Origin of the sequence: Pseudomonas sp. NY15463, from assembly GCF_048068415.1 — a bacterium.
Taxonomy (GTDB): Bacteria; Pseudomonadota; Gammaproteobacteria; order Pseudomonadales; family Pseudomonadaceae; genus Aquipseudomonas; species Aquipseudomonas mosselii_C.
In genome coordinates, this window is record NZ_JBLUQD010000008.1 from 151,394 (window position 1) to 177,902 (window position 26,509).

Annotated in this window: 25 protein-coding genes; 14 read left to right on the forward strand and 11 right to left on the reverse strand. The window is 63.5% G+C overall.

Annotated features, from left to right (window positions below; all coding sequences use genetic code 11):
• The first annotated feature begins 119 nt into the window (after window positions 1-119).
• Window positions 120-845 carry a methyl-accepting chemotaxis protein gene (locus ACNFIC_RS20565; protein WP_416781918.1) on the forward strand — a complete coding sequence of 242 codons (726 nt, stop codon included), beginning with the start codon at window positions 120-122 and terminating at the stop codon, window positions 843-845.
• Between the two features lie 28 nt (window positions 846-873).
• On the opposite strand, the gene hpaR (ACNFIC_RS20570) is transcribed toward ACNFIC_RS20565, so the two are convergent.
• Both hpaR (ACNFIC_RS20570) and hpaA read right to left on the reverse strand, forming a co-directional pair.
• The gene (hpaR, locus tag ACNFIC_RS20570) at window positions 874-1,296 is read right to left on the reverse strand and encodes a homoprotocatechuate degradation operon regulator HpaR (RefSeq protein ID WP_138218112.1); all 423 of its coding nucleotides are present in this window, start codon (window positions 1,294-1,296) and stop codon (window positions 874-876) included.
• Between the two features lie 183 nt (window positions 1,297-1,479).
• Window positions 1,480-2,385, reverse strand: coding sequence for a 4-hydroxyphenylacetate catabolism regulatory protein HpaA (gene hpaA / locus ACNFIC_RS20575; RefSeq protein ID WP_138218113.1), 906 nt, complete (start codon window positions 2,383-2,385; stop codon window positions 1,480-1,482).
• Between the two features lie 161 nt (window positions 2,386-2,546).
• Here hpaA and ACNFIC_RS20580 point away from each other — a divergent pair, with 161 nt between their 5' ends.
• From ACNFIC_RS20580 to hpaI, 8 genes are all read left to right on the forward strand, one after another.
• Window positions 2,547-3,218, forward strand: a complete 672-nt coding sequence (locus ACNFIC_RS20580) for a fumarylacetoacetate hydrolase family protein (protein WP_416781783.1) — start codon at window positions 2,547-2,549, stop codon at window positions 3,216-3,218.
• Entirely contained in the window at window positions 3,215-3,982 is a 768-nt protein-coding gene (locus ACNFIC_RS20585; protein WP_138218115.1) for a fumarylacetoacetate hydrolase family protein, read from the forward strand. The genes ACNFIC_RS20580 and ACNFIC_RS20585 overlap by 4 nt, the downstream gene beginning before the upstream one ends.
• A 5-nt stretch (window positions 3,983-3,987) precedes the next feature.
• Window positions 3,988-5,448 carry a 5-carboxymethyl-2-hydroxymuconate semialdehyde dehydrogenase gene (gene hpaE / locus ACNFIC_RS20590; protein ID WP_138218176.1) on the forward strand — a complete coding sequence of 487 codons (1,461 nt, stop codon included), beginning with the start codon at window positions 3,988-3,990 and terminating at the stop codon, window positions 5,446-5,448.
• A 143-nt stretch (window positions 5,449-5,591) separates the two neighbouring features.
• Window positions 5,592-6,515 carry a 3,4-dihydroxyphenylacetate 2,3-dioxygenase gene (gene hpaD, locus ACNFIC_RS20595; protein WP_416781784.1) on the forward strand — a complete coding sequence of 308 codons (924 nt, stop codon included), beginning with the start codon at window positions 5,592-5,594 and terminating at the stop codon, window positions 6,513-6,515.
• Between the two features lie 56 nt (window positions 6,516-6,571).
• Window positions 6,572-6,982, forward strand: coding sequence for a 5-carboxymethyl-2-hydroxymuconate Delta-isomerase (locus tag ACNFIC_RS20600; RefSeq protein ID WP_138218117.1), 411 nt, complete (start codon window positions 6,572-6,574; stop codon window positions 6,980-6,982).
• A 45-nt stretch (window positions 6,983-7,027) separates the two neighbouring features.
• Window positions 7,028-8,329, forward strand: a complete 1,302-nt coding sequence (locus ACNFIC_RS20605) for an MFS transporter (RefSeq protein ID WP_416781785.1) — start codon at window positions 7,028-7,030, stop codon at window positions 8,327-8,329.
• A 17-nt stretch (window positions 8,330-8,346) separates the two neighbouring features.
• A complete protein-coding gene (gene hpaH / locus ACNFIC_RS20610; protein WP_416781786.1) occupies window positions 8,347-9,150 on the forward strand; it encodes a 2-oxo-hept-4-ene-1,7-dioate hydratase in 804 nt (267 codons plus the stop codon).
• Between the two features lie 10 nt (window positions 9,151-9,160).
• Window positions 9,161-9,964, forward strand: a complete 804-nt coding sequence (gene hpaI / locus ACNFIC_RS20615) for a 4-hydroxy-2-oxoheptanedioate aldolase (RefSeq protein ID WP_416781787.1) — start codon at window positions 9,161-9,163, stop codon at window positions 9,962-9,964.
• 166 nt (window positions 9,965-10,130) lie between these two features.
• On the opposite strand, the gene ACNFIC_RS20620 is transcribed toward hpaI, so the two are convergent.
• Window positions 10,131-11,075 (reverse strand): p-hydroxyphenylacetate 3-hydroxylase reductase component, encoded by a 945-nt coding sequence (locus tag ACNFIC_RS20620; protein ID WP_138218121.1) that lies wholly within the window; start codon window positions 11,073-11,075, stop codon window positions 10,131-10,133.
• 66 nt (window positions 11,076-11,141) lie between these two features.
• Window positions 11,142-12,311, reverse strand: a complete 1,170-nt coding sequence (locus ACNFIC_RS20625; RefSeq protein WP_416781789.1) for a p-hydroxyphenylacetate 3-hydroxylase oxygenase component — start codon at window positions 12,309-12,311, stop codon at window positions 11,142-11,144.
• Between the two features lie 239 nt (window positions 12,312-12,550).
• On the opposite strand from ACNFIC_RS20625, the gene ACNFIC_RS20630 reads away from it, so the two are divergent.
• Window positions 12,551-13,144 (forward strand): TetR/AcrR family transcriptional regulator, encoded by a 594-nt coding sequence (locus ACNFIC_RS20630; RefSeq protein ID WP_240791712.1) that lies wholly within the window; start codon window positions 12,551-12,553, stop codon window positions 13,142-13,144.
• 6 nt (window positions 13,145-13,150) lie between these two features.
• Here ACNFIC_RS20630 and hpaR (ACNFIC_RS20635) read toward each other — a convergent pair whose 3' ends face one another.
• Window positions 13,151-13,573, reverse strand: a complete 423-nt coding sequence (gene hpaR, locus ACNFIC_RS20635) for a homoprotocatechuate degradation operon regulator HpaR (protein WP_138218124.1) — start codon at window positions 13,571-13,573, stop codon at window positions 13,151-13,153.
• An 88-nt stretch (window positions 13,574-13,661) separates the two neighbouring features.
• Window positions 13,662-14,891, reverse strand: coding sequence for a tyrosine--tRNA ligase (gene tyrS / locus ACNFIC_RS20640; protein ID WP_416781791.1), 1,230 nt, complete (start codon window positions 14,889-14,891; stop codon window positions 13,662-13,664).
• Between the two features lie 324 nt (window positions 14,892-15,215).
• Here tyrS and ACNFIC_RS20645 point away from each other — a divergent pair, with 324 nt between their 5' ends.
• Complete coding sequence (locus ACNFIC_RS20645) at window positions 15,216-16,514, forward strand: NAD(P)/FAD-dependent oxidoreductase (RefSeq protein WP_138218126.1); 1,299 nt, start codon at window positions 15,216-15,218, stop codon at window positions 16,512-16,514.
• A 28-nt stretch (window positions 16,515-16,542) separates the two neighbouring features.
• The gene (locus ACNFIC_RS20650) at window positions 16,543-16,908 is read left to right on the forward strand and encodes a cupin domain-containing protein (protein WP_138218127.1); all 366 of its coding nucleotides are present in this window, start codon (window positions 16,543-16,545) and stop codon (window positions 16,906-16,908) included.
• 135 nt (window positions 16,909-17,043) lie between these two features.
• Here the strand turns inward: ACNFIC_RS20650 and feaR are convergent, their stop codons facing one another.
• The 3 genes from feaR to ACNFIC_RS20665 form a co-directional block, all read right to left on the reverse strand.
• A complete protein-coding gene (gene feaR, locus ACNFIC_RS20655; RefSeq protein ID WP_138218128.1) occupies window positions 17,044-17,985 on the reverse strand; it encodes a transcriptional regulator FeaR in 942 nt (313 codons plus the stop codon).
• A gap of 114 nt (window positions 17,986-18,099) precedes the next feature.
• Window positions 18,100-18,678, reverse strand: a complete 579-nt coding sequence (locus tag ACNFIC_RS20660) for a DUF3156 family protein (protein ID WP_416781792.1) — start codon at window positions 18,676-18,678, stop codon at window positions 18,100-18,102.
• Window positions 18,659-20,155 carry an APC family permease gene (locus tag ACNFIC_RS20665; protein ID WP_138218130.1) on the reverse strand — a complete coding sequence of 499 codons (1,497 nt, stop codon included), beginning with the start codon at window positions 20,153-20,155 and terminating at the stop codon, window positions 18,659-18,661. Before ACNFIC_RS20665 ends, ACNFIC_RS20660 begins: the two co-directional genes overlap by 20 nt.
• A gap of 290 nt (window positions 20,156-20,445) precedes the next feature.
• Here ACNFIC_RS20665 and ACNFIC_RS20670 point away from each other — a divergent pair, with 290 nt between their 5' ends.
• The gene (locus ACNFIC_RS20670) at window positions 20,446-21,933 is read left to right on the forward strand and encodes an aldehyde dehydrogenase family protein (protein ID WP_416781793.1); all 1,488 of its coding nucleotides are present in this window, start codon (window positions 20,446-20,448) and stop codon (window positions 21,931-21,933) included.
• Window positions 21,934-22,109: 176 nt separating this feature from the next.
• Window positions 22,110-23,420, forward strand: coding sequence for a hypothetical protein (locus tag ACNFIC_RS20675; RefSeq protein WP_416781794.1), 1,311 nt, complete (start codon window positions 22,110-22,112; stop codon window positions 23,418-23,420).
• A gap of 313 nt (window positions 23,421-23,733) precedes the next feature.
• Here ACNFIC_RS20675 and ACNFIC_RS20680 read toward each other — a convergent pair whose 3' ends face one another.
• Complete coding sequence (locus ACNFIC_RS20680; protein WP_416781796.1) at window positions 23,734-24,615, reverse strand: LysR substrate-binding domain-containing protein; 882 nt, start codon at window positions 24,613-24,615, stop codon at window positions 23,734-23,736.
• A gap of 84 nt (window positions 24,616-24,699) precedes the next feature.
• On the reverse strand, window positions 24,700-26,019 hold the full coding sequence (locus tag ACNFIC_RS20685) for a Na+/H+ antiporter family protein (RefSeq protein WP_416781797.1): 1,320 nt from the start codon (window positions 26,017-26,019) through the stop codon (window positions 24,700-24,702).
• Window positions 26,020-26,509 lie beyond the last annotated feature (490 nt).

The window sequence follows — 26,509 nt, forward strand, 5'->3', positions numbered from 1 at the left end:
CGGTAATCGCGCAAGTACAACAGGCGGTGCACGACACCCACGACACGGCTGACCAGTCACAACGCATTGCGCGCCTGACCGACCAGGGCATGCAGCAGCAGGTGGTGGAAATCGAACAGATGGCCACCGCCGTGCAACAAATGTCAGCCAGCGCACACAGCGCCACCCACAGCGCCGCCCAGGCGGCGGATGCCGCACGCCACGCCGAGCAAGCCACCGGCAACGGGGTGCAGGTCTTGCAGCAGTCCACCCAAGGCATCGATGCGTTGGCGACCGACATGCACGCCGCGATGCAGCGCCTGCAAAGCCTGGCAAGCAGCAGCGAACAGATCGGCTCGGTGCTCGACGTCATCCTCGCGATTGCCCAGCAGACTAACCTGCTCGCCCTCAACGCGGCGATCGAGGCCGCGCGGGCTGGCGATGCCGGGCGTGGCTTCGCGGTGGTGGCCGACGAGGTACGTGGGCTGGCCCAACGCACCCAGGTGTCGGTACACGAGATTGGCGTGGTGATCGACAACCTGCGCCAAGGCACCCGTGACGTTACGGCCGCCATGCAGCACAGCAACGCGCAGGCGCAGAACAACGTCGAGCAGACGCGCCAGGCGCTACAGGTACTGGGAGACATCCGTCAGGCGGTGGGCGTGATCACCGACATGAACGTGCAGATCGCCTGCGCCGCCGAACAGCAAAGCAGCGTTGCCGAAGAGATCAACCGCAACGTCGAGGCTGTGCGCACGGTCGTCAACACGCTGTCGGAGCAGGCTGGCCAAGGCGCGGCCTTGAGCCATGCACTCAATGACCTGGCACTGCGTCAGCAGGGGCTGATCCAGCGTTTCAAGGCTTGAGCGGCGTATGCCCGCCGCCACCGCGACGCTAAGGCGCGATGCGTTTGAGTTCGTTCAGCAAGCCCATCAGTTGCTGCAACTTCTCTTCACCGAACTGCGCCTGGATCTTCAGGTAGTTGGCTTCCATGCCCTCGCGCATCGAGGCGAAACACGCATGGCCGCGCTCGGTAAGGTCGACGAATACCCGTCGCTGATCCTCGCTGGCCTTGCGTCGGCTCACCAGCCCGTCGCGCTCCAGGCGCGCGAGCACGCCGGTCATGCTCGGCTTGAGGATGCAGGCTTGGTGCGCCAACTGGTGGCTCTCCAGCTCCCCCTGCTGACTGAGGATACGAATCACCCGCCACTGCTGCTCGGTCAGCTCATGTGCATTGAGCAGCGGCCGGAAGAACGCCATGGCCGCTTCCCTGGCCTGCAACAGGCTCAAGGTCAGCGAAGGTTGGGTTTTGGTCATGGAAACGCCTGTGCGGTCTGTGCAGTGGCCAAGATTAGGGCCATCGAGGCCGCAGGACAACCGCCAGCGCAGCCTATGGAAAGTACAAGCTGTACCACGAAAATCCCATTCAAGCCGGCACGCTCGGGTGCGAGGATCACGCTCAAACAACGACAACGCTTGCAGGTGCCTACCGTGGCCGATTCACTGCAATCCCGACTGCCGCTGACGGTACTCGCCGGGGGTGAGTTTCGCGTAGCGGGTGAAGAACCGGCTGAAGTAAGCCGGGTCCTTGAAGCCCAGCCGATAGCAGATCTCGTTCACCGAGCTGCCGGAAAACAACAGCAGTCGCCGCGCCTCCTGCATGACCCGCTCCAACACCAGTTGCTTGGACGGCAGGTCGGCGATACGCCGGCAGACATCGTTGAGCCGCGCCTCGGTCACACCGATATGCTCGGCGTAGCGCGCCAGCGGCCAGTGCGCCAGGTAGTGCGCCTCGATCAGTGCGTTGAAGCGGTGGAAGATCTTCAGGTCCTCGTGCCGCGCCGGGGTCGCCTCACGGGAGTTAGGGCACAGCCGCAGCAAGCTGATCATGATCAAGCGGGTCAACGATTGCAGCGCCGCCTCGCGTCCTGGATGCAGGCTGGCGAACTCCTCGCTGAGCGCCTCCAGCCAGCTTTCCAGACGCCGCGCTGGCGCCATGAACGCCGCAGGCAACTTGCCCAGCGCCACGCAGGCCGGACGCACCTGCACACCGGCCGGCAGCAGGCTGGCGTCGGCCTCGATCAGTTGCCACACCAGTTGCTGGCGCACAGTCAGCACATGCCCATCGCTGTCAGGCTCGGTGACGAACGAATGGGGCACGGTCGGCGGAGTGAGAAAGAACATCGGCCCCGACTCGATGAACTGCTGGTCGTCCAGGTACACCCGCACCGTCCCAGACTTGACGTAATGCACCTGGAAAAAGCGGTCGTGCCGATGCACCGGCATGTTGCGACCGAAAAACCCGGCAAGGTTGCCCAGACGGTCGTAGTGCACCTCGCTGTCGCTATAGCGCTGATCGTAGACCTGGCCGATGTTGATGTTCGGAATGGGATGCCGATCGTTCATTGCTGCCTGTCCACTGTTCGCTTGACCCGGCCCATGGTGCATCTGCCACGGCAGATACCACAAGCGAGTCGCTTGACCATCGTTAACATATTAACTATAACATTAACACATTAACGAATTTGCCGGGCAGCCGAGCTGCCCACCACCGTCAGGAGAAAAGCATGAGCCATGCGTTGCATGACGTTGCGAACGGCACCGTGTTCGGCGTAGCGCTGAACTACAACGGTCTGCTACAGCAGCGTCTGGCTGAGTTCGAACAGCCGCCGTACAAGCAGGCGCCGGTCAAGCCGGTACTGTTCATCAAGACCCCGAACACCCGCAACGCCCACGGTGCCGACGTGGTCCATCCGGCAGGCGAGCGACTGCAACCGGGCCCCGCGCTGGGCGTGGTGATCGGCAAGGATGCCAGCCGGGTCAGCGAGGCCGATGCTCTGGCCCACGTGGCCGGCTACACCATCGTCAACGAATACAGCCTGCCTGAGGACAGCTACTACCGCCCGGCCGTCAAGGCTAAGTGCCGTGACGGCTTTTGCGCCATCGGCCCGAAACTGGTGCCGGTGTCGGCCATCACCGACCCGCACCAGCTGATCCTGACCCTCACCGTCAACGGTGTGGTGGTGCAGGAAAACACCACGGCCAACCTGGTACGAAGCATTCCCCAACTGATTGCCGAACTCAGCGAGTTCATGACCCTGCACGCCGGCGACGTCTTGATCACCGGCACCCCGGAGGGGCGTGTCGATGTCAAACCAGGCGATCACGTCGAAGTGCAGATCACAGGCCTTGGCCGCCTGGCCAACACCATCGTCGCCGAGCCCGGAGAGCCCGCATGAAACACGCCCGTATCCGTTTCGAAGGTTGCGATCACGCCGTCACCGTCGAGCACGACAACCAGGTACGCCTGGCCGATGGCCGCCTGCTGGCCGACGGTCAGTTCCAGTGGCTGCCACCGGCCAACGGCAGCATGTTCGCCCTGGGCCTGAACTACGCCGACCACGCCCGTGAACTGGCGTTCGCGCCACCCACCGAGCCGCTGGCGTTCATCAAGTCGCCGGGCACCTACACCGGCCATGACCAGGTCACCTGGCGCCCGGACAACGTCAAGTACATGCACTACGAGTGCGAGCTGGTTGCGGTCATCGGCAAGCCGGCCAAGAACGTCAAGCGCGAGCACGCCCTGGAGTATGTCGCCGGCTATACCGTGTGCAACGACTACGCCATCCGCGACTACCTCGAAAACTACTACCGCCCCAACCTGCGCGTGAAGAACCGTGACGCCACCACCCCGGTCGGCCCGTGGATCGTCGATGCCGCCGATGTGCCGGATGTCAGCAACCTCAAGCTGCGCACCTGGATCAACGGTGAGCTGACCCAGGAAGGCACCACCGCGGACATGATCTTCGACATCCCGCACCTGATCGAATACTTCTCCAGCTTCATGACCCTGCAACCGGGCGACATGATCGCCACCGGCACGCCGGAAGGCCTGGCCGACGTAGTGCCGGGCGATGAAGTGGTGGTGGAAGTGGAAGGTGTCGGTCGGCTGGTCAACCGGATCGTCAGCGAAGCTGATTTCTTCAAGAACAACAAGGCATGAGCAGCATGATCAAGCACTGGATCAACGGCCGTGAGGTCGAGAGTAAAGACACCTTCGTCAACTACAACCCAGCCACCGGCGAGGCCATCTGCGAAGTCGCCAGCGGCGGCGCCGAGGAAGTGGCGCAGGCTGTGGCAGCAGCAAAAGAAGCGTTCCCCAAGTGGGCCAACACGCCCGCCAAGGAACGTGCGCGGCTGATGCGCAAGCTCGGTGAGCTGATCGACCAGAACGTGCCGAAACTGGCGGAACTGGAGACTCTCGACACCGGCCTGCCGATCCACCAGACCAAGAACGTACTGATCCCGCGTGCCTCGCATAACTTCGACTTCTTCGCCGAAGTCTGCACGCGCATGGATGGCCACACTTACCCGGTCGACGACCAGATGCTCAACTACACCCTCTACCAGCCGGTGGGCGTGTGTGGCTTGGTCAGCCCGTGGAACGTGCCGTTCATGACCGCCACCTGGAAGACCGCGCCGTGCCTGGCGCTGGGTAACACGGCGGTGCTGAAAATGAGCGAGCTGTCGCCGCTGACCGCCAACGAACTGGGCCGCCTGGCGGTCGAGGCCGGCATCCCGAATGGCGTGCTCAACGTGATTCAGGGTTACGGTGCCACCGCGGGCGACGCCCTGGTGCGTCACCCGGACGTTCGCGCGATCTCCTTCACCGGCGGCACCGCCACCGGGCGCAAGATCATGCAGACCGCGGGCCTTAAAAAGTACTCGATGGAACTGGGCGGCAAGTCGCCAGTAGTGATCTTCGAAGACGCCGACTTGGACCGCGCCCTGGACGCCGCGCTGTTCACCATCTTCTCGCTCAACGGCGAGCGCTGCACTGCCGGCAGCCGCATCTTCATCCAGGAAAGCGTGTACGCGCAGTTCGTCGAAACCTTTGCAGCCCGCGCCAAACGCCTGATTGTTGGTGACCCTACCGATCCGAAGACTCAAGTAGGCTCGATGATCACTCAGGCCCACTACGACAAGGTGACGGGCTACATCAAGATCGGCATGGAAGAAGGCGCGCGCCTGGTCGCGGGTGGCCTGGAGCGCCCGGCCAACCTGCCGGCGCACCTGGCCAAGGGGCAGTTCATTCAGCCTACGGTGTTCGCTGACGTGAACAACAAGATGCGCATCGCCCAGGAAGAGATCTTCGGCCCGGTGGTATGCCTGATCCCGTTCAAGGACGAGGCCGAAGCCCTGCAACTGGCCAACGACACCGAATATGGCCTGGCCTCGTACATCTGGACCCAGGACATCGGCAAGGCCCACCGCCTGGCCCGTGGCATCGAGGCCGGCATGGTGTTTATCAACAGCCAGAACGTACGCGACCTGCGCCAGCCATTCGGCGGCGTGAAAGGCTCCGGTACCGGCCGCGAAGGTGGACAATACAGCTTCGAGGTGTTTGCCGAGATCAAGAACGTGTGCATTTCCATGGGCAGCCATCACATTCCGCGCTGGGGGGTTTGACGCTATTTCGCCCGGGCGATAAGTCCTGTGGGGGCGGGTTTACCGGAGTGTCGGACCATCGCGCTGGCCTCTTCGCGGGTGAACCCGCTCCTGCAGGGACCTCGTCTGCGTTTTATAACAACATCCTTTGAACGGAGATTGCCATGGGCAAAGTCGCTCTCGCTGCCAAGATCACCCACGTACCGTCCATGTACCTGTCCGAGCTGCCCGGCCCGCGCCAGGGCTTTCGCCAGGCCGCCATCGACGGCCACCATGAGATCAGCCGCCGCTGCCGTGAGCTGGGCGTCGACACCATCGTGGTGTTCGATACCCACTGGCTGGTCAATGCCAACTACCACATTCTGTGCGGCGAGCATTTCGAGGGGGTCTACACCTCCAACGAACTGCCGCACTTCATCAGCAACATGGCCTATGCCTTCCCCGGCAACAAGGAACTGGGGCTGATCCTGGGCGAGGCGTGCAACCGCTTCGACGTCGAGACCATGGCCCACCACGCCACCACCCTGGGCCCCGAGTACGGCACCTTGGTGCCGATGCGCTACATGAACCAGGACCAGCACTTCAAGGTGATCTCGGTTTCGGCGCTGTGCACCTCGCACTACCTGGCCGACAGCGCACGCCTGGGCTGGGCGATGCGCAAAGCCGTGGAGGATCACTACGACGGCACCGTGGCGTTCCTCGCCAGCGGCTCGCTGTCCCACCGTTTCGCCCAGAACGGCCAAGCACCAGACTACGCCACCAAGATCTGGAGCCCGTTCCTGGAAACCCTCGACCAGCGCGTGGTGCAGATGTGGGAGAACGCCGAATGGGATGCGTTCTGCCGCATGCTCCCGGAGTACGCGGCCAAGGGCCACGGCGAGGGCTTCATGCACGATACCGCGATGCTGCTAGGCGTACTGGGCTGGTCGAAGTACGACGCCAAGGCCGAGGTGGTGACGCCCTATTTCGGCTCCTCCGGCACGGGGCAAATCAACGCCATCTTCCCCGTCACGCCCCAGGACGGCTCGGGCATTCCGCCCGCGCAGGCCGCCCACCCTGGGCAGGTGCTTTCCAGCAGCCGCCTGTGACCTTCCCGCCCGGCCAGTTTGACGCGGCCGGGCGCCATTGCAACGAGGAGTTCCCGATGCCACACCTGGTCCTGCTCTACACCCCTGACCTGGAAACCGACGCCGACCTCCCCGGCCTGTGCCGGGCCCTGGCCGACAGCATGCTCGAACAACGCGACACCAGCGGCAAGGCGGTGTTTCCCACAGGCGGCACCCGCGTGCTGGCCTACCCGGCCGCCCACTGCGCAGTGGCCGACGGCAAGGGCGACTACGGCTTCTTGTACGCCAACCTGCGCATGGCCAGCGGACGCAGCGCCGAGGTGCACCAGCAAGTCGGCGATCAGTTGCTACAAGTGCTCAAGCGCCACCTCGACCCGCTACTGCAACAACGCCCGATCGGCATCACCGTGCAGATCGACGAAAGCAACCAACAGGTCTACGACGCCAAGCACAGCACCTTGCACCCGTTGTTCAACCGCCCGGCCTGAAACCGGGCAACCCTCGCCTCATCACACAACAAGTACAAAAAAATCATGAGCACTCTGGAACATGCCGCGCCTGGCCAGGCCGAATTGGCCGACAGCATTCATCGCACGGTCACCTGGCGGCTGATGCCGCTGCTGCTGGTGTGCTATTTGTTCGCCCACCTCGACCGGATCAACATCGGCTTCGCCAAGACCCAGATGAGCCAGGACCTGCACTTGTCCGATACGGTCTACGGGCTGGGCGCCGGGTTGTTCTTCATCGCCTACGCGCTATTCGGCGTGCCCAGCAACCTGATGCTTGAACGCCTCGGTCCACGCCGCTGGATCGCCAGCCTGATGGTGGTCTGGGGCACGCTGTCGAGCGCCATGCTGCTGATTGACAGCAGCAGCGCCTTCTACCTGCTGCGCTTTGCCTTGGGCGCGGCGGAAGCCGGCTTCTTCCCCGGCATCCTGGTGTACCTCAATCGCTGGTATCCATCGGGCCGGCGCGCACAGGTCACCGCGCTTTTCGCGATTGCCGTACCGCTGGCCGGGGTTATAGGCGGGCCGTTGTCCGGCGCCATACTGACCTTCCTGCACGACAGCGCCGGGCTGCGTGGCTGGCAATGGATGTTCCTGCTCGAAGGCGCGCCCGTAGTGCTGCTGGGCCTGGTGGTGCTGGCTGCACTGCCGGAGCGTTTCGAACAGGTGCAGTGGCTGGACGATCGCCAGAAAGCCGCGCTGCGGGCCCAGTTCGGCCAGGAGGAGCAACGCAAAAGCGTGACCTCCCTGGGCGGGATCGTGAGAAGCCCGGCGATCTGGCTGCTGGTGGCGGTGTACTGCGCCGTGATGCTGGCAGTCAACACCCTGGCCTTCTGGATGCCCAGCCTGATTCACGGCGCTGGCATCGGCAGCGATGCCAGCGTCGGCTTGCTCAGCGCACTGCCGTACCTGGCCGGGTGCGTGTTCATGCTGGCCTGCGGACGCTCCTCGGACCGCCATCGCGAGCGCCGCTGGCACCTGTGCATCCCCTTGTTGATGGCCGCCACCGGCATCGCGGTTGCCGGCATCGCACCGCAGCAACCCTGGCCCGTGCTGGCAGGATTGGTACTGGCGGGCATGGGCGCAAGCACGGCCCTGCCGATGTTCTGGCAACTGCCGCCGGCCTTTCTGAATGACCGCACGCAAGCGGCGGGCATCGCCCTGATCAGTTCGCTGGGCAGCGTCGCGTCGTTCGCCGCGCCCTACTTCATCGGCTGGGTGCGCGATACCACCCAGAGCGCAAGCCTGGCGCTGTTCGCCCTGGCCGTATTCATCACCCTCGGTGGCCTGCTGGTGCTGCGCACCCGGGCCGCCCTCGTCAATCCCTGAACTTTGAGACTTTGACCATGCTTGATAACGCCTTCATACAGCAAGCGGCCGAGCGCCTCGACCAGGCCGAACGCTCCCGCGAGCAAGTGCGCCAGTTCTCGCTGGACCACCCAAGCATCACCATCGAAGACGCCTACGCCATCCAGCGCGCCTGGGTCGCAAAGAAAATCGCCAACGGGCGCAAGCTGGTGGGCCACAAGATCGGCCTGACCTCGCGCGCCATGCAGGTGTCGTCGAACATCACCGAGCCCGACTACGGCGCACTGCTGGACGACATGCTGTTCGAGGAAGGCAGCGACATCCCGTTCGAGCGTTTCATCGTGCCGCGTGTTGAAGTGGAGCTGGCGTTCATCCTTGGCAAGCCGCTCAAGGGCCCCAACGTCACCGTGTTCGATGTGCTGGACGCCACCGAATGGGTAATCCCGGCACTGGAGATCATCGATGCCCGTATCCAGCAGGTCGACCCGCAGACCCAAGCCACCCGCAAGGTGTTCGACACCATCTCCGACAACGCCGCCAACGCCGGCGTGGTGATGGGTGGACGTGCCGTGCGCCCAACCGAGATCGACCTGCGCAAAGTGCCGGCCGTGCTGTATCGCAACGGCGTGATCGAGGAGTCCGGGGTCAGCGCCGCCGTGCTCAACCACCCGGCCAAGGGCGTGGCGTGGCTGGCCAACAAGCTGGCGGCCTACGACGTCACCCTGCAACCGGGCCAGATCATCCTCGGCGGCTCGTTCACCCGGCCGGTCGCTGCGCGCCCTGGCGATACCTTCCATGTCGACTACGACCTGCTCGGCTCGATTGCCTGCCGTTTCGTCTGAGGAGCCGCACATGGACATGCCTATCAATCGTTTCAAACAACGCCTGCGCAGCGGCACCCCGCAGATCGGCCTGTGGCTGGGGCTGGCGGATGCTTACTGCGCCGAACTCGCCGCCAATGCTGGCTTCGACTGGCTGCTGATCGACGGCGAACACGCACCCAACGACCTGCGCGGGATGCTCGCGCAGTTGCAGGCCGTGGCGCCCTATCCCAGCCAGCCGGTCATTCGCCCGGTGATCGGCGACACCGCGCTGATCAAGCAAGTGCTGGACATTGGCGCGCAGACGCTGCTAGTGCCGATGGTGGAAAGTGCCGAGCAGGCCCGTCAGCTGGTGCGCGCCATGCAGTACCCGCCCAAGGGAGTGCGCGGCGTGGGCAGCGCCCTGGCGCGTGCCTCGCGCTGGAATAGCATCCCCGGCTACCTCGACCAGGCCGACGAGCAAATGTGCCTGCTGGTGCAAATCGAGAACATACAGGGTCTGACCAACCTGGACGATATCGTCGCGGTCGAGGGCGTCGACGGCGTATTCATCGGCCCGGCCGACCTCAGTGCGGCCATGGGCCAACGTGGCAACCCCGGGCATCCCGAGGTGCAAGCGGCCATCGAGGATGCCATCGTGCGCATCGTCAAGGCCGGCAAGGCGGCCGGGATCCTCAGCGCCGACGAGAAGCTGGCGCGGCGCTACATCGAGCTAGGTGCGGCGTTCGTGGCAGTCGGGGTGGATACCACCGTGCTGATGCGCGGGCTGCAAGGCCTGGTGGGCAAATTCAAGGATGCGCCCGCCAGTATCAACCCGGCAGGAGGCGTCTACTGACGCTGTGCAGTCGCGGGTGGAAGCGGGCTTGCCCGCTGCTGGGGCAGACCTGGCAGGGATACCACAACAGCGCCTAGGGTATACCCGTCAGTTAACCTTTCGCCGCTAAATGATCGGGGCCGCAGCGCGGCCCCAATTGGCTTGACGTCTAGGGGCGTCGTTTTAGCTACATCTGGATGATCGCCTTGAGCACCGTCTTGAAGGTTTCCAACTGCTCGGCGCTGAACTGGCCGAACACCTTGTCCTGCTGCTCGCGGGCGATGCTCCACAGCGCTTCGGTTTCATCCACACCTTTTACAGACAAGCGCACGCGACCGTCGTCATCGGCAATCAGGCCCTTGCGCTTGAGGTTGGCAACCGCCTCTTCGATTTCCCGCACCGGCATCGCAACTTCGCGCTGCACCTCGTTCAGGCTCAGCCCGGCATCGTTCTCCAGCACCATCAGCATGCGCGCTTCGCTGGTGCGCAGGCCGGTGCACAGCTGGCGTGGCTGGTAGTCAGCCTGGTAAGCGCGCAGCGCCTGGGTCATCAGATAGTACAGGTTGTGCTGCAAGCGCCCCTGGAAATGGCTGCTCGGCGCATGCCCTTCGGCGCGTTGGGTCATGCGGGTATGCGGCAGCACCATCGAGTAGGCACCCTGATGATAGAGCAGCGGCGAACGTCCGAAATCATCGAAGGCCACCACCTTGCCGACCAGGATCCAGTGATCTCCGCCATCGAGCTGCTGGAACTTCTCGCACTCGAAGCGCGCCGCGCAATCGGCGAACAGCGGCGCACCGCCGACACCGGGTTCGAAGTCGATACCGGCAAAGCGATCTTCCTTCGGGCGGGCGAAGTTATTCGACAGATCGATCTGGTCAGCCGCCAGGATGTTCACGGCAAAGTGCGAAGCCTCTTCGAACACCTCATGGCTGGTGGAACGTTTGTCGATGCTCCACAAAATCAACGCTGGGTCGAGCGACACCGAGTTGAAGCTGTTGGCGGTAACCCCCACCTTGCGCCCGCTAGGGCCTGCGGCGGTGACCACAGTGACACCGGTGGCGAAATTTCCCAGGGCGCGGCGAAAGGCCCGGCTATCGAATGCCTGGGCAGTGACGGTTTGGTTGGACATGCAGGACTCCCAGGCAGGCCAAGGGCCTGCCCTGATTGTTGTTGTGGTTGGGGTGGATCAGGCGGCTCAGACCATCGCTGGATCGGGCTCCAGGCCCATCAGCTCACGGCCCAGGATCTGCGCGCAGACGTCATAGTCGGTGTAGGCATGCGCGCCAGTCATGTGCGAGTCCCGGAACAGGCGCTGCATCTCGTTGCTTTCGAACCAGGCGCCACCGCCGGCCGCCTCCATCAGGCGATCGACCGCCTGAATGCACATTTTCACGGCATAGCCCTGGTTGGTACGCCAGAACGCCAAGATGGCGCGGGAGGGGTATTCGTGGCGTTCGCTGTACGCGGCGATTTCGTCCCAGCTTTTTTCCAGCAGGGCGCGGGCGGCGGCCACTTGATGGGTGGACTCGGCCAGACGCATCAAGGCCGGCGTGGCAGCCCCAACGGCAGCACCGGTGTAGGCACGAACGCGGTTGCGGGTCTTTTCGCGGAACACCTCGAGCATGCGCTCGGCAACCCCGAGGCTGACGGTGGAGAAACCACTGGCGAAGTACGGGCGGTAAGGGGCGAAGAAGATCTGGCTATCGGGGTACAAGCCAAAACCTGCCGACTGGCCTTCCATCATGTCCTTGGCTTTCTGGATGCGGTGCTCGGGGACGAACGCATCGCGCACGATCAAGGTCTTGCTGCCGCTGCCGCGCATGCCGACGGCGTACCAGTCGTCGCGGATCTCGTAGTCGCTGCGCGGCAGGATGGCGAAGCAGTAATCCTGGCTGCCTTCGGCATTCTTGCGTCGAAACCCCAGGATCGCCCACTCGGCGTGATCGCAACCGCTGCTCCAGCCCATCTCGCCGCTGAAGCGCACGCCACCTTCGACCTCTTCGGTACGGCCGAACGGCGCGATACTGCTGCTGGCCGTGGCATCCGGGTCATCGCCCCACACGTCCTGTTGCAGCTTGGCCGGGAACATCGCCATCTGGTGGCTGTGGGTGCACAGCAGGCTCATGGCCCAGGCAGTGCTGGCACACGCACCAGCCAGCACGGCGATGCACTGGGCGAACTGCGGCAGGGACATCTCAAGGCCACCGTAAGGCTTGGGCAGGAACGCGCGGTGCAGGCCAATGCCTTTGAGCAGGGCGATGTTCTCGGCGGGCACACTGCGCTGCTGTTCTGCACCGGCAGCGTTGGCGGCGATGGTCGGCAGGATCGCCTTGAGGTCTTCCAGCAAGGGATTGGGCTTTTTCATGAACGGTCTCGTTATTGTTGGATAGTCAACGTGCAGGCCAGATGAGGCTGGGACTGCCGAGAAATCTCGATGACACGTTCAGTATGTGGCGTCGGAACAGGCCGAGAAATGCACGTTCCGAGGAGAAAATTGTACTTTCCATGGGGCAGCACACCAGCTATTTGACCGCTGCCGCGCAGGCAACCACAATCGCCCCTCGATTCGCGCGCAGGCCTGCGCGCTCAGCAGGAGTGACGTTGTTGAAAGCGCTTTCCCCCTCTGCCGCACGGGTATGCGATGCCGCCGTCGAGCACTTTGCCGATCATGGCTACGACGCCTCGTCGCTCACCGAAGTCGCTCAGCTGGCGGGCATGCGCAAGGCGTCGTTGTATGCGCATTTTGCCAACAAGGACGCGTTGTTCGTGGCGACCTACCAGCGCGCCCTGGCGCATGAGACAGCCTTCGTCGAAGCGGCCTTCGGACATGAGGCGGCCGCCTCGATTGCCCCAGGGCACTGGCTCGTGCTGCACCTGGCCGAGCGTTACCAGGCTTCGGCCAACCTGCGCTTCGTTCTGCGCACAGCCTTCCTGCCACCGGCCGACATCAAGCCCATCGTCACTTCGGCGTTCGAGCGTTATCTGGACGGTGTGCGCGAAGGCTTCTGCCAAGCACTGCGCGCCCGCTACCGCTGGGCCGACAACGGCGGTACGCGGCTGGAAATGTATGCCGATGCCTACCTGGGCATCATCGACAGCTTGCACGTGGAGCTGATGTATGCAGACCCGTCAGTTTACGCCCGGCGTGCAGCGTCGCTGCTGAAGATCCTCGACGACTCGTTGTCGCTCAACCCCTGAGCAGCCTCAGGGCTTGATCCGCTTCATTTCGTTGAGTAACTGCATCAGTTGTTCGAGCTTGTCCTCGCCGAACTGGCTGAGGATCTTCTCGTAATTGCGGCCCATCTCTTCGCTCATGGCCAGGAACGCCTGCTGGCCCTTGACCGTCAGGTTGATGAACACCCGCCGCTGGTCTTCGCTGGATTTGCGCCGCGCCACGATGCCATCGCGCTCCAGGCGCTTGAGCACGCCACTCATGCTGGGCTTGAGGATGCACGCCAACTCGGCCAACTGATGGCTCTCCAGCTCACCTTGCTGGCGCAGGATACGGATCACGCGCCACTGCTGCTCGGTAAGGTCGTGGGCGTTCAGGGCCGGGCGGAAGAACGCCATGGTGGCTTCGCGCGCTTGCAGCAAGGTGAGCGTGAGAGAAGGTCTTGGAGTGGTCATGCGTACCTGGACATCGTGGACAAAAAGCGTGCTGGCGAGTATGCCAGCACGCGCTCATTAATACATTAACCATCTGCCCAGTACGCGGCTATTCGAGCACCAGCTGGTAGTGGCGTTTCTTGCCCAGGCTGACGCGCCAGCGTTGCCGGTCGGCTGGCAGCGGCGCGTCCACTGATGTCACCACCTCGCCATCCAGGCGCAGTCCGCCGCCTTCTGCCAGGCGCCTGGCGGCGCCGCGCGAGGTTTGCAAGCCGGCCTGCACAAGCACTTCGGCCAGGCTTGCCGCGTGAACGCTGGCGCGTGCCAAGGTCAGGGTGGTCAAGCCACCAGCCTCGCCTGCGCCGAACACACCGCTGGCCGCCTCGCGGGCTTGGCGCGCAGCCTCGGCACCGTGGGCCAGGGCCGTGACGTGGTCAGCCAGCAAGGTCTTGGCCTGGTTCAGCGCCGCACCGCCTTCGGCACAGAGTTCGGCGATACGTGTCAACGACAGTTCGGTGAACAGCGCCAGGAAGCGCGACACATCGCGGTCATCGCAATTGCGCCAGAACTGCCAGAAATCGAAGCTCGGTAGACGCCGCTCGTCCAGCCACACCGCGCCGTTGACCGACTTACCCATCTTCTTGCCGTCGCTGCTGGTCAACAGGGGCATGGTCAGGCCGAACAACTGGCGCTGGTCGCGCCGCCGGGCCAGCTCCACACCATTGATGATATTGGCCCATTGATCCGCCCCGCCCAGCTGCACGGTGCAATCGTACTGGCGCGCCAGTTCAGTGAAGTCGTGGGCTTGCAGCAAGGTATAGCCGAACTCCAGGAACGACAGCGAATGCTCTCGATCCAGGCGCTGGCGCACGGCATCGAAGGTCAGCAGGCGGTTGATCGAGAAGTAACGGCCAACCTGGTCGAGAAAGGCCAGGTAGCCAATGCCGTCGAGCCACTCGGCGTTGTCGACCACCCGTCCTGCGCCCTCGCCCAGGTGCAGGTAGCGGCCGAATGTGCGCGTGATACCGTCTATATTGGCCTGGATCTGTGCGGGCTTGAGGATCGGACGGCTCTCGTCGCGAAAGCTCGGGTCGCCGATACGGGTCGTGGCGCCGCCGATCAGCAGAATCGGCCGATGCCCGGCCTTTTGCAGCCAACGCATCAGCATCAGGCCCTGCAAATGCCCCACATGCAGGCTATCGGCGGTGGCATCGAAGCCCAGGTAGACGGTACGTGGTCCCTGCGCAAGGTGCGCGCGCAGGCCGTCGAGGTCGGTGCTCTGGTGGACGAAACCGCGGGCTTGTAGATGACCGAGCAGGTCGTTGTGTGGATCGTTCATGGTGACTCCTGGGTGTGAAGGCCCAAGGAGCGAGACCCACGTCCGGCCGCCTCGGGCGGTAGACGTGCACAGCGCAACGACCGCCTCAGTTAGAGGTGGCGTAGCGGTAATAGCGCGACCGATTGATTAACATATTCATGAACGGCATGATTACCAAGTCTTCTGCCAACGTCAAGCCTGTTAGCTGGATCCAGTGCTGGCAGGCTAGTCAATCATCATGGCAGGCTTGGGCAAGACACCTACCCATCGTTAGGCGCTCAATGGCCTGCGTGGACACGTCGACCGTAACGGCCCCACCACACTTCCCATTCAGCAGGCAGCGTCATGATCACCACCGAAACCCCGACCTACTACACGGCCACCAAGAAATACAACCTGAGCTTCCCCACCCTGGAGCACGACATCGACGCCGATGTCGTGGTTATCGGCGGCGGTTTCTCAGGCATCAACACCGCGCTGGAGCTGGCAGAGCAAGGCATTACCAATGTCGTCGTGCTCGAAGCCCGCTACCTGGGTTTCGGCGGCACCGGGCGCAATGGTGGGCAGATCATGGCGGGTATCGGCCACGACCTGGAGAAAATCAGGCACAGCGTCGGCGAGCAGGGCCTGAAACAGATCTTCGAGATCAGCGAGCTGGGCGCCGGCATCATCAAGGAGCGTATCGCCCGCTACGCGATCGATGCCGACTTCTGCCACGGCTATGGCTACATGGGCTTCAACCGCCGCCAGGAAAAGACCTTGCGGGCCTGGGAAAAAGACTTCAAGGCAATCAACCCACGCGACGAGATTCGCTTCCTCGGAGGATCGGAGGTACGCCAGATCATCGGCAGCGACGCCTACAGCAGTGCTTTGCTGCACATGGGCGGCGGCCACGTACACTCGCTCAACCTGCTGCTCGGCGAGGCCCAGGCGCTGGTCGGGCACGGTGCGCGGATCTTCGAACACAGCCCGGCGCTGGAGGTGACGTATGGCGAACGCATCCACGTGCGTACCGGGCGCGGCTCGGTGCGCGCCAGCAAGCTGCTGTGGGCCTGCGACAGCTTCCTCAACAAGCTGGAGCCCGAGCTGCATGCGCGCACCATCAACACCTACGCCTTCCAGATGATGACTGAGCCGCTGCCAGATGAGCTGATCCAGCGTATCAGCCCGATTCGCGGCGCCTACAGTGATATCCGCCCGGTCATCGACTACTACCGGGTAACACGCGAGAACCGCCTGCTGTTCGGCGCTGCCACCCCGTTCATCGAGCGCATTCCCCTGGACCTGAAAGCCTGGAACCGCGCCCTGATGCTGAAGATCTTCCCGTACCTCAAGGATGTGCGCATCGACCTGGCCTGGGGCGGGCCGATGGCCACCAGTGCCAACCTGTTCCCGCAGATCGGCACCTTGAGCAACCGCCCCAACGCTTTCTACGTACAGGGCTACTCGGGCTTTGGCGTCACCCCCAGCCACATCATTTGCAAGATCCTCGCCGAAGGCATGCACCAAGGCTCAGCGCGCTACGAGCTGATCCGCTCGGTCAAGCATGCGCGAATCTTTGGCAAGGATCACTTGCGCCCGTTGCTGCTGACCGCCGGCAAGACCGTGCACCAGCTCTCGGGCTACTTCAACGGCCGTCGTTGAACCTTCACCCACCCACTGGAGAACTGCCATGACCCTTACCGCCGCCAGACAAGGCATCCAACTGTCCGAACTCGATGCCTGGGGCACCGTTGCCGACCTGGGCTCGACCATCCTAGAAGGCGAACTCAAGTGCTACGGCAAGATGACCTACGGCGCACCGACCGATGCGGTCAGCAGCGCCTACTTCGGCACCACCCGTGGCATATTCCGCATGGTCTATCCGTTCGATGAACAAGCAGTCATTGTCACCGGAGAGATCCAGCTGACCGACGAATCCACCGGCCAAGTCACCCGCTACAAAGCCGGTGATGCGTGGTTCGTCACCAAGGGCACCCCGGTGCTGTGGGAAGTGCTGAGCGAGTCGTTCGTCAAGCACTACCTGGCTGTCGCCTGAGACGGCAACCGCGGTACTCCCTTCGCAGCACAAGGCTTGAACACAGCACGACGCCTCAAGCCTTGCCTCAGCACATCGCAGGCCTCACCCACGCCTTAAGCAGCATGCGCGGGTTGCAGCCTGCGATGTGGCATTTCAGGCTATCGCCTGCGCCCGGAAGTCCTTGGGCGACTGCTCGAACTGCTTCTTGAACGAACGGCTGAAATGCGCCGAGTCGGTGAACCCCCATTTGTAGGCGATCGAGGTGATCGACTCGCTCCTGAAGAACGGGTTGGCCAGATCGTCGGCGCTGCGCTGTAGGCGCGCACGCTGGATATACCTGCACACGCTGTCGCCCTGCTCTTCGAACAAGCGGTACAGTTGACGTACCGAGATGTTCAGCCGCCCCGCCAGGCTTGCCGGGGTCAGCCCTGGCTGTGAGAGCGATTCATCGATTACCCGCTGCACATAGCCACGCAGCTGGGCACCGCTGAGCATCCCCAGGTTGCACGCATCGGCGTCACCGCGCTCGAATCCTGGCTCCAGCAACGCCATGAACGCGCTCTGCAAGGCTTCGCCCTGGACGCCGTCGTCATTGCCGCTCCCCTCCTTGCACAACTGATCCATCAGCATGTGCAGCATGCGCCCACAGGCATTGCTCGAGGATATCTTGCCGAACATCGCACCGCTGCCTTGCACATGCTTGCGCACTTGCTCGCGCGGCAAGGCCAGCGACACATGCTCGATCAGGCCATTGGGGAGGATTTCGCATTGCCCGACCGAATCCATCAACAGCAACTCGCCCGGCGCCAGGCTAATACGCGTACCGCCCTGAGCGATGCTCGAATGGCCGGTACGCTGGCTGACCAGAAAACAGTGCTGATCGTCATCCAGCGCGGGGTTCTCGCCCAGACGGCGGATCTTGCCGGCGTTGGTGCGCAGGCTGGCGACCGGCAGGCCTGCGCGCGTGCAGGCGGACACCTCACCGATGAACAACGAATGATTGGAGGCAAGCTGGGTCTCGAAACGGCCGCAGATCTGCTGCATGGCCTGGGTCCAACGTTCGAGCCCTTGACGGTCGGGTTGTTGAAGAAGCATGGCTGCCCTCGACGCGTGAGTTGTTGTTATGCACCCATTGATAACATGTTAACAATGTGCACACAACTGTCATCTGTACGCCGAGAACAGCAGCAAGGGATGTGCCAGAAAGTGTCAGATACGTTGCAGTCTTTCGCTGAACAACCCCAGACTGGCTAGCAGATGCTCGCGCTGCGATGGGCTGATCTGGATATAGCGCCGAAACGCCGGCATGCGGTTGACCACCTCACTGCCACCCATGTGCTCCAGCGCCAGCGACCACTGGCCGTCGCGACACTCCAGGGTCAGACGCTTGAAGTCCAGAGGCATCAGGGCAGCCAACAGGGCCGCATCGCCCAGCAGGGCCTCGCGGACTTGGGTGAAGCGCTGCGCATCGCCACCACGCCGCACGCAGCTCACGCCGGTGCGGCGAATCGCACCGGTATGACGCAACACCAAGCGCACATCGCCCTGTTGCAGGGCAGGCATCTGCACGCGGAACTCACAGCTGACCACGTGCATCAGCAAGTGCGCCTCAACACACTCGCGCACCTCAGCGCTCCAGCCCTGAGCCTGGAGCGTGCCCACCGCCGCTTCGCGGCGCAGCATCGGCAGTGGCCCGAGGTTGCGCGCCAGGTGCCCGAGGGTCACCCCAGGTCGGTAACCAGCCGGCGCGCGAGGCGCCAGCAGGCGCTCACGCAAACGTCTGATCATGCTGGGTACGCTCCACGGCATGGCCTGGCTCGGCGGCGAACTCTTTGCGCAGCACATCCTCGACACGCGCCGGCTTGAACGGATTGACCTTCTGCACCACCAGGGTCCAGAACAACGCGTAGGTGGCGGTGCCTGCGAGCATGATGGCGAAGGGCACATAGATATCGGCCGGGTTCATGCCAGGCGGGGTGATGAAGGCCATGCCAATCAGGATGCCGGCGCTGGAGACGATCTGTGGCAACGGGAACAGCGGCGAGCGATAGGCGCGCGGCAGGTCCGGGCGGCGGATACGCAGGATCACCACCGACACGGTGACCAGAAGGTAGGCGGTACTCCAGGCACAGACCGCTGCCAGGACCAGGTGCAAGATGTTGTCCGGGTTGCCGCCCAAGTACCAGGCATGCAGGCACGGAATCAGCGCCACCACCAGGATGCACAGCAGCGGCGTCTTGAAGCGCGGGTGCAAGTAGGCAAAGACCTTGGGCAGCGCGCCGTCGACGGCCATACCGTAGAGGATGCGTGGCACCCCAGCCATCAGCGTGTTGATGGTAGCAGCGCCCGCAAACAGGAAACCGATCCCCAGCCATACCGGCCCGATATCGCCCATCACCTGCTCGGCGAAGCGCGGGATAGCCATGGGCGTGTCGAGCAAGTGCACGCCGGTGGCGGCATCGAGCAGCACGTTCTCGACCTGACGCTTCATCGCTGCGCCGTAGATGAACATACAGCTGGCCACGCCGAACAACCCTAGGGCCATGGCCCGCGGCAGCACCCAGGCCGAGCGGCGCAACTCCGGCGCCAGGGGTGTGACGAATTCGCAGCCCACGAACATGAACATCGCCATGCCGATCAGTGAGAGGATGGTCATCAGGTCGGTGCCCACCAGCGATGCACCGAACGGCCCCTCCAGCGTCACCGCAGGCGCGGCGATCAGGCCCAGCACACCAAACACCATCAGGGTGGTCCACATGCCGAAGGTCAGGATCACCTCTGCACGGCTGAAGGCACTGATGCCAAAGGCATTGAGCACCGCGAACGCCAGCACGAAACACACCCCCAGCAACCACGAACCACCGGCGGACTCGGCCAAGGTATTGAGGTGCTCGAAGTTCACCAGTGCCATCACCCCCGAGAGAATGGTTTCGGCGGTGCCGGCGAACACATGCACGATCAGGTAGGCCGACAAGGTCCCGGTGATGGCGAAGAAACGGCCCATGCCGCAGTTGATGTAGTCGTACACCGAGCCGGTCGTCGGCAGGATCGAGGCCGCCTCGGCGAAGGTGGTGGACTGTGCCAGCATCATCAGCGCGGCAATGACCATAGCGATGGCGAACGCACCGCCGCCAATCCCGAAGCCCATGGTCGCGGTGAGGATCACGGGGCTGGCCATGATCAGCCCGATGGTGCTGGCCAGTGCGGTAGGGAAACCGACGGTGCCCCGGTTGAGATGCTCGGTGAGCGAGTTGTTGAGTGACATCGTTGTAGCCCCGGCTTGTTGTTATTGCGTTGGACGCGGCAGACGAACCTGCGCGCACGGCGGTTGCCTCCCTGCCCGAGCACTGTGCGCCGCCTGTTGCACAGCGTCTTGCCCGTGGCTGCCGTGAGCTTTGTTGCTGGCTGCCAGGGGCTCTGCGGTGCCGCTGTAAACACTTGGCACTCAGGGTCATGTCGCTGTCACGCAGACACAAGCACCGTCTCACCCCCCTCACTATGCTCCAACGCTCTGGCGGCCTGCGAGCCGTTCTTCACATCTGCCTCGGAGTTCCCATGAGCGATATCCCCCTGCTTCCCGCCGTCCGCGCCTTTCTGGCCCGTGAGCACGGCCTGTTCATCCACGGCCAGGCGGTCGCCAGCCAGAGCGGCGCGAAGATTGCCGTGATCAACCCGGCCGACGGCCAGACCATTGCCCATATCGCCGACGCCAGCCCGGCTGAAGTCGACCAGGCCGTGGCCTCGGCCCGTCAGGGCTTCAGCGTCTGGTCACGCACCAGCCCCGCCGCCCGCGCCGCCGTGTTGTTCAAGCTGGCCGATCTGCTGGAGGCCAACCGTGAAGAGCTGGCCCAGCTAGAAACCCTGCAGTCGGGCAAGCTGATCGGCATTTCGCGGGCTTTCGAAGTTGAACAGGCAGCGCATTTCCTGCGCTACTACGCCGGCTGGGCGACCAAGATCACCGGTCAGACCATCACCCCGTCACTGCCCTCCTTCGCCGGTGAGCGCTACAGTGCATACACCCTGCGCGAGCCGATCGGCGTGGTGGTGGGCATCGTGCCGTGGAACTTCGCCACCATGATCGCCATCTGGAAGCTCGCCTCGGCCCTGACCACCGGTTGCAGCATCATCATCAAGCCTAGCGAGTTCACCCCGCTGACCCTGCTGCGCATCGCCGAGCTGGCCAGCCAGGCCGGCTTGCCTGCGGGCGCGCTGAACGTGCTGACCGGTGCAGGCCAGGTCGGCAAGGCGCTGATCGAGCACCCTGATACCGACAAGGTATCGTTTACCGGCTCCGTGCCCACCGGCATCGCGGTCGGCCAGGCGGCGATGGGCGCCAAGCTCACCCGTGCGACCCTGGAGCTGGGCGGCAAGAACGCGGTGGCGTTCCTGTCCGACGTTGGGATCGACAAAGCCGTGGACGGCATCATCGAGGCGGGTTTCCTGCACTCAGGACAGATCTGCGCTGCGGGCGAGCGCTTCTATGTGCATCGTTCGCGCCTGGACCCGCTGCTCGACGCCCTCGGAGAACGCCTGGGCCAGCTGAAGGTCGGCTCGCCCCTGGATGAAACCACCCAGTTCGGCCCGGTGGCCAACAAGCCGCACCAGCAGAAACTCGCCGAGCTGTTCGCCACAGCCCGTGCCGAAGGCAGTCAGATCATCCATGGCGGACGCATCGGCGATGGCCCTGGCTGCTTCGTCGAGCCCACGGTGATCCTGGCCAAAAGCCCCAGCGACACCCTGCTCAACCAGGAGACATTCGGCCCTGTGGCGACCTTCCTGCCCTATGACAGCGAAGACGAACTGCTGCACCTGATGAACGCCAGCCCCTACGGTTTGAGCGCCAGTCTGTGGACCAACGACCTGGGCAAGGCCATGCGCCTGATCCCGGAAATCCAAGCCGGCACGCTATGGGTCAACATGCACACCCTGCTCGACCCGGCCGTGCCATTCGGTGGTATCAAGGCTTCCGGGATCGGCCGCGAATTCGGCTCGGCGTTCATCGATGACTTCACTGAACTCAAGTCGGTGATGATCCGCTACTGAGCGGCTCACGGTTCTGGCCAAGGCGTGCAAGCGTCTTGGCAGCCTCGAACAAGACCCCACCCCGCCTGACACGCGCTAATACACCGTCGCTGCCAACCGCGACGGCCCTCGCCACCACGAGGCGCCTCACAACAAAAGGCGCCCTCCAGGGTGCGAACGTCAACGAGGGAAGTGCAATGGTCAAACCACACATGCTGTCCACCCTGGCCTTGGCGGCCTTGCTCGCCAGCCAGGCGGCGCCGGCCTACGAGCTGTATGCCGACGACGACAGCCACCTGAACGCCGACATGCTCGCGGTCTGGGGCATGTTCAACAGCCGCAAGAACTACGACGGCACCGCCGGTGGCTCGACCTGGCGCGAAGGGTTCATCAAATACGGCCTGAGCGGCGATCAGGGACTGGCCGGCAACGGTACGCTGTACGGCGCGCTCAACTGGGTCAGCTCGGCCACCTGGGGCGATGGCGATGCCGCTGGCAATACCGATGGCTCCGAGCGCACCACCAAGATCGAGGATGCCTACCTGGGCTGGCGCTCTGGCGATCTGTTCCCGTTGCTGGGCAAGGATGGCGTGGATGTGTCCGCAGGCCGCCAGACCATTCGCCTGGGCAGTGGTTTCTTGATCAATGACGACGGTCCGAACCTGGGCAACGGCGTGGCCGACGGCGCGCTTGACCGCGGCGGTGCCTACTACCTGGCGGCCCGGCATGCGTTCGACCGCACGGCGATGCTGCGCCTGGGCGGGCAGGACGGGCTGCATGGCAGCCTGCTGTGGCTCAAATCCGATAACCGCGCTCAAGCCGAGACCGAGCTTGCCGCCGCCACCCTGGACTACACCCACGCCCTGGGTACGCTGGGGCTGACCTGGATCCACGGTATCGGTGTGACCGACCAGTGGGCCAGTGAATTCCAGAAAGCCCGCGAGGGCATGGACGTGTACAGCCTGCGCGGCGAAGGCGATGCAGGGATCGAGCACGCCAACTTCGCCTTCGAATACGCCTGGCAGGACAAACGTGGCGGCCCGGAGCAGGCCTGGTACCTGCAAGCCGGCTATACCTTCGCCGATGTGCCTTGGGCGCCGACCTTGACCTATCGCTACACCCGCTACTCGGCCGAGTGGGATCCGCTGTTCAGTGGGCTGTCCAGCGGCTACGGCACCTGGTTCCAGGGCGAGGTGGCGGCCAACTACGCCGGCCCCTTCAACAGCAACACTGGCATCCATCATGTGGGGCTGAAAGCCACGCCGTTGGAAAATGTTACGGTGGGCGCGCTGTACTTCGACTTCGACACCGTGCGCACCCGCAACAGCCTGAACCTCGATGCTCGCGAACTGGATTTCTATGTTGAGTGGGCCGTCAACGAGCATTTGATCATCAGCCCGCTGGTAGGCCTGTACCAACCGCGCAAAGATCAAAGCAACGGCGGTAACCAGGTCGGTGGCGACGGAACCAACGTGTACAGCCAACTGACGGTGGCCGTGCCGTTCTAGGGCCAACCTTACCCCTTGTGAGAGCACCAACGCGCTCGCGCAAGGGGTCGCGCTCTGACCCGATGCGCAGGATTGCAGCGTGCTGAAAAAAAACGCCGGCACAAGGCCGGCGTTCAAATGCAGCGTCTATGAAGTATGAAGACTGCCTGGTGAGGCGGCGCCACTATCGCCTTTCGCCACGCGCCGCGCTTGCCCGAGCCTGCCAGCTGCCTTGTACCTGGCTGCCCCTGACCCTCTTGCGGCTGACGGCGTTCAGCCTGCACGATGCACAACAGGCGTTGCCTTGGATGGGGCGACGTGAGCAACCCGCCGCTCAGATCGCCTGTTCGCCCAGCAATTGGGTCAAGACCTGAGCCAATGCCTTGACCATGACATCCGCAGTCGGTCTGCAGACGATCACGATCTCGTAGCTGTCCACCTCCGGCAGTCCCTCGGCGCCGCCTAGCACGCGATGCTCATGGGTGGCCGCACGCGGCGGCAACAGACTGATACCCATGCCGTCGGCCACCGCCGCCTGGATGCCGCTCAGGCTGGAACTGGTGAAACTGATACGCCAACGTCGGCCCATGCCTTCGATGGCGCTGATCATGTCGTCACGGTACAAACCACGTGGAGGAAAGGTCACCAGCGGCACGGGGTCCAGTTCGAAGGACGGCATGCGCGCGCTGTCGATCCATTGCAGGCGTTCAGGCCAGCAGGCCACTCCTTCGCGGCTGTTGCGCCGCTGCTTGAGCAGCACCAGGTCCAGCTCGCCATTGTCGTAGGCCTGGCTCAGGTCGCGACACAGCCCACTGGTGACTTCCAGCTTGACCTGCGGATGCTCGCGGCTGAACGCCGACAAGGCGTTGGTGGTACGCCCACCGACGAAGTCCTCCGGTACACCCAGGCGTAGGGTCACGCCGACCATTGCCCCGGCCAGGGCTTCGAGCATCTGGTCGTTCAGCGCCAGCATGTGCCGGGCATAGCCGAGCAAGGTCTGGCCGGCGTCGGTGGGCAGCACATCGCGGTTGCCGCGCACCAGCAAGCGATGGCCGACCATATCTTCAAGGCGGCGAACCTTTTGGCTGATGGTGGATTGGGTGGAATGCAGACGCGCGGCAGCGGTGGTGAAACTGCCGCAATCGGCCACCACCACGATAGCGCGCAGCAGGTCGAGGTCGAACAGGGCTCTATTCGATTTAACGCTGATGGACATCGGGGTATTCAACATCTGAATGGCAGGCTCGATTTCTATCATGCGGGCGTGCCAGCGGCAACCTGGCCGCCGGCCTGTGCAGCCTCAGAGGGTCATCGCCGCCAACCAGCCAAACCCCAGCAACGGCAGGTTGTAGTGGATGAACGTCGGTACCACCGTGTCCCAGATATGATGGTGCTGACCATCGACGTTGAGCCCCGAGGTCGGCCCCAGGGTCGAGTCCGAGGCCGGCGAACCGGCATCGCCCAAGGCGCCGGCGGTGCCAACGATGCACACGGTAGCGACAGGGTCGAAGCCCAGTTGCACGCACAGCGGCACGAAGATCGCCGCCAGAATTGGTACGGTCGAGAACGACGAGCCAATGCCCATGGTCACCAGCAAGCCCACCAGCAGCATCAGCAAGGCGCCGACGCCCTTGCTGTGGTCGATCCACTGCGCGGCGGCCTGCACCAGGCTCTGCACATGGCCGGTGGCTTTCATCACATCGGCAAACCCCGACGCTGCGATCATGATGAAGCCGATCATGGCCATCATCTTCATGCCTTCGGTGAACAGGTCGTCGGTTTCCGTCCAGCGCACGATGCCCGACAGCGAAAAGATCAGAAAGCCGACCATGGCACCGATGATCATCGAGTCCAGCCACAGCTGGATGATGAACGCCGCGGCAATCGCCACACCGGCCACCAGCAGCGTCAGCGGGTTGTAACGAACGCTCGCCTGCTCGACCTGCTCGATGCGCGCCAGGTCGTAATCACGCCGCTTGCGATAGCTGAAAAACACCGCCAGCAGCAGACCTGCGAGCATGCCCGCCGCTGGAATGGCCATGGCATGGGTGACGTTCACGGCGCTGACATCGACCCCGGCGCGGCTGACATTGGCCAGCAGGATCTGATTGAGGAAGATGTTGCCAAAACCCACCGGCAGGAACATGTATGGCGTGATCAAGCCGAACGTGATCACACAGGCGATCAGTCGTCGGTCGATGCGCAACCGCGTCAGCACGTACAGCAGCGGCGGCACCAACAGCGGAATGAAGGCGATGTGGATCGGCAGCAGGTTCTGCGACGACACCGCCACCACCAGCATCAGGCCGATCAGCAGCCATTTCACCTTGCCGCCTTCGACATGGCCCTGACGGTCGATCATCGCCAAGGCCCGATCGGCCAGCGCATGGGCCAGACCCGACTTGGCGATGGCCACGGCGAAGGCGCCCAGCAAGGCATAGGACAACGCTACGGTCGCCCCGCCGCCCAGACCGCCATTGAAGGCCAGAAGCGTTCCTTCGATCCCCAATCCACCGACCAGGCCCCCGACCAGGGCACCGACGATCAGGGCGATGACGACATGCACGCGGGACAGGCTCAGGACCAGCATGACCCCGACCGCGGCAATCACTGCATTCATGGTGTACAAACCTCGATTCGACAGACAAAAAGCTAGCGTTCCGGCGACAGCTGCGCGCAGGCAGTGGCCGGGCTTAATGATGTTGTTATGAAGGGCGCACACTCTGAAGCACAGGCCAGCAGAAGTCAAAAACCCCCGCTCGCCTATGTGCGACTAACGTCGCATGATTTAAATTGAACGTTCAAATAAAGAAAAAGCTGACCACGCCGACATACACGGCAGCATCAAAACCTAATTAGAAGGGATTTGCCCCCATGCCTGCGCTGCGACAACTCTCGATTCAATGGAAGATCACCCTACTGGCCGGTTTGTGCCTGGCCAGTATCGTCACCCTGCTGGTCGGCCTTTCGCTGTACCGCATGGACCACAGCTCCGACCTGGTCAAGGCCAGCAGCATGCAGATGTTGACCGAGGCCGCCCAGGCCCGTATCGAGTCCCAGAGTGAGGTCCAGTCACTGAACATTCGTCGCCAGTTCATGGACGCCTACCA